At 55.2% G+C, this 2,882-nt stretch carries 1 rRNA gene; it reads right to left on the bottom strand.

The features are described from left to right. Positions 1 to 2,882 (bottom strand): 23S ribosomal RNA (locus IEX33_RS19220); the annotation flags it as partial.

Genomic DNA, 2,882 nt, shown 5'->3' on the forward strand with positions numbered 1-2,882 from the left:
GTCAGCTTCACGAGTCGTTAGTCCTCGCTTCCACATCCGGCCTATCAACCCAGTGGTCTGGCTGGGGGCCTCTCACACACAAGGTGTATGGAAATCTCATCTTGAAGCGAGCTTCCCGCTTAGATGCTTTCAGCGGTTATCCCATCCGAACGTAGCTAATCAGCGGTGCACTTGGCAGTACAACTGACACACCAGAGGTTCGTCCGTCCCGGTCCTCTCGTACTAAGGACAGCCCTTCTCAAATTTCCTGCGCGCGCAGCGGATAGGGACCGAACTGTCTCACGACGTTCTAAACCCAGCTCGCGTACCGCTTTAATGGGCGAACAGCCCAACCCTTGGGACCTACTCCAGCCCCAGGATGCGACGAGCCGACATCGAGGTGCCAAACCATGCCGTCGATATGGACTCTTGGGCAAGATCAGCCTGTTATCCCCGAGGTACCTTTTATCCGTTGAGCGACGGCCATTCCACAATGTACCGCCGGATCACTAGTCCCGACTTTCGTCCCTGCTCGAGATGTCTCTCTCACAGTCAAGCTCCCTTGTGCACTTACACTCGACACCTGATTGCCAACCAGGCTGAGGGAACCTTTGGGCGCCTCCGTTACTTTTTAGGAGGCAACCGCCCCAGTTAAACTACCCATCAGGCACTGTCCCTGACCCGGATTACGGGCCGAAGTTAGATGTCCAAAGTGACCAGAGTGGTATTTCAACGATGACTCCACCCGAACTGGCGTCCGGGCTTCAACGTCTCCCACCTATCCTACACAAGCCACTCCGAACACCAATACCAAACTATAGTAAAGGTCTCGGGGTCTTTCCGTCCTGCTGCGCGTAACGAGCATCTTTACTCGTACTGCAATTTCGCCGAGTTTATGGTTGAGACAGCGGGGAAGTCGTTACTCCATTCGTGCAGGTCGGAACTTACCCGACAAGGAATTTCGCTACCTTAGGATGGTTATAGTTACCACCGCCGTTTACTGGGGCTTAAATTCTCAGCTTCGCCTTGCGGCTAACCGGTCCTCTTAACCTTCCAGCACCGGGCAGGAGTCAGTCCGTATACATCGTCTTGCGACTTCGCACGGACCTGTGTTTTTAGTAAACAGTCGCTTCCCCCTGGTCTCTGCGGCCCCGATCCCCTCCACACCGCAAGGGTGTATCAAGGTTGGGGCCCCCCTTCTCCCGAAGTTACGGGGGCATTTTGCCGAGTTCCTTAACCATAATTCTCTCGATCGCCTTAGTATTCTCTACCTGATCACCTGTGTCGGTTTGGGGTACGGGCGGCTAAAACCTCGCGTCGATGCTTTTCTCGGCAGCATAGGATCACCAAATCCCCCCAAACGGGGGTCCCATCAGATCTCAGGCATCATGAACAGCGGATTTGCCTACCGTTCGCCCTACATCCTTAGACCGGGACAACCATCGCCCGGCTTGGCTACCTTCCTGCGTCACACCTGTTAATACGCTTGCCTCCCAGGATCAGGTCCTGCGCTCCACCAAAACCCTCACACCACAAGGGCGATCGGGCAGGTCTCGGGCAGTTAGTATCCCCTGTTCAGCATGGGCGGTTTTTCGCCGGTACGGGAATATCAACCCGTTGTCCATCGACTACGCCTGTCGGCCTCGCCTTAGGTCCCGACTTACCCAGGGCAGATTAGCTTGACCCTGGAACCCTTGATCATTCGGCGGACGGGTTTCTCACCCGTCTTTCGCTACTCATGCCTGCATTCTCACTCGTGTAGGCTCCACCGCTGGTTTACACCGCGACTTCACCGCCCACACGACGCTCCCCTACCCATCCAGACGCCTGAACCACAAGGGCTTAGCTAATATCTGAATGCCACAACTTCGGCGGTGTACTTGAGCCCCGCTACATTGTCGGCGCGGAATCACTTGACCAGTGAGCTATTACGCACTCTTTTAAGGATGGCTGCTTCTAAGCCAACCTCCTGGTTGTCTTCGCAACTCCACATCCTTTCCCACTTAGCACACGCTTAGGGGCCTTAGTTGGTGGTCTGGGCTGTTTCCCTCTCGACTATGAAGCTTATCCCCCACAGTCTCACTGCTGCGCTCTCACTTACCGGCATTCGGAGTTTGGCTGACGTCAGTAACCTTGTAGGGCCCATTAGCCATCCAGTAGCTCTACCTCCAGCAAGAAACACGCAACGCTGCACCTAAATGCATTTCGGGGAGAACCAGCTATCACGAAGTTTGATTGGCCTTTCACCCCTACCCACAGCTCATCCCCTCCATTTTCAACTGAAGTGGGTTCGGTCCTCCACGACGTCTTACCGTCGCTTCAACCTGGCCATGGGTAGATCACTTCGCTTCGGGTCTAGATCACGCCACTGCAACGCCCTATTCAGACTCGCTTTCGCTACGGCTGCCCCACACGGGTTAACCTCGCGACGTAACACTAACTCGCAGGCTCATTCTTCAAAAGGCACGCCGTCACCAGAATCAGACTGGCTCCGACGGATTGTAAGCACACGGTTTCAGGTACTGTTTCACTCCCCTCCCGGGGTACTTTTCACCTTTCCCTCACGGTACTGGTCCGCTATCGGTCATTAGGGAGTATTTAGGCTTATCAGGTGGTCCTGACAGATTCGCACGGGATTTCTCGGGCCCCGTACTACTTGGGATACTCATCCAGGCGGTACACAACATTACGGTTACGGGGCTAACACCCTCTCTGGCCGGCCTTTCAAGACCGTTCACCTATGCCTGCACATCACACCCCACCAGCCCGGCAGAACTGGTATGGAAAGTCCCACAACCCCGACCATGCAACGCCCGCCGGCTATCACACATGGAACGGTTTAGCCTGATCCGCGTTCGCTCGCCACTACTAACGGAATCACTATTGTTTTCTCTTCCTGCGGG

It is taken from the genome of Pseudarthrobacter scleromae, from assembly GCF_014644515.1.
In the GTDB taxonomy this organism is placed as follows: Bacteria; Actinomycetota; Actinomycetes; order Actinomycetales; family Micrococcaceae; genus Arthrobacter; species Arthrobacter scleromae.